The 449-nt window shown below is 63.7% G+C and carries 1 protein-coding gene; it reads left to right on the top strand.

Going from position 1 to position 449, the window contains the following annotated elements; translation table 11 throughout:
• Nucleotides 1-221: 221 nt before the first annotated feature.
• The coding region (locus tag GVL52_RS30695; protein ID WP_210254130.1) for a hypothetical protein at nt 222-449 on the top strand (228 nt) is incomplete at its 3' end.

Genomic DNA, 449 nt, shown 5'->3' with positions numbered 1-449 from the left:
TCAATCGCCTGCTCGGGGTCAGCGCAGCGGCGCTCATGTCCGCAGCGGGTCCCGCGGCATCGTGCGAGTCGAATTTGGACCCGACGGCCACCACCGTGGCTGATCAGGCGATCGCTCGAAACCATCCGTCTGCTGCGTACGGCGCCATGTATTGGACGGCCGTTCAGGGAAGCGGTGGAGCCTATCGGTATCTTGCGAGGATGCTCGAAGACGGCAGAGGTGTGGCCCGGAGCCCATACGTCGCCCGACACATGAACTGGATGGGCTCCCAGTATCACGATGCGGACGCTATGTTCAGTGCCGCCAAGGACTTCTATGCCGACGGACATTCGAAGGACGGTGACGACTTGGCTGAGACGGCGGCGCGATGCGGCCATCCGGAGGCGCTGCTTCTTCTGGTTTCACGGCGATCCTCGGAGGGTAGGTCGTCCGAGGCGCTGGGGTACCTT

Source organism: Rhizobium sp. 18055, from assembly GCF_902706285.1.
Taxonomy (GTDB): Bacteria; Pseudomonadota; Alphaproteobacteria; order Rhizobiales; family Rhizobiaceae; genus Rhizobium.
This window is presented reverse-complemented; position numbering and strand designations above follow the sequence as displayed.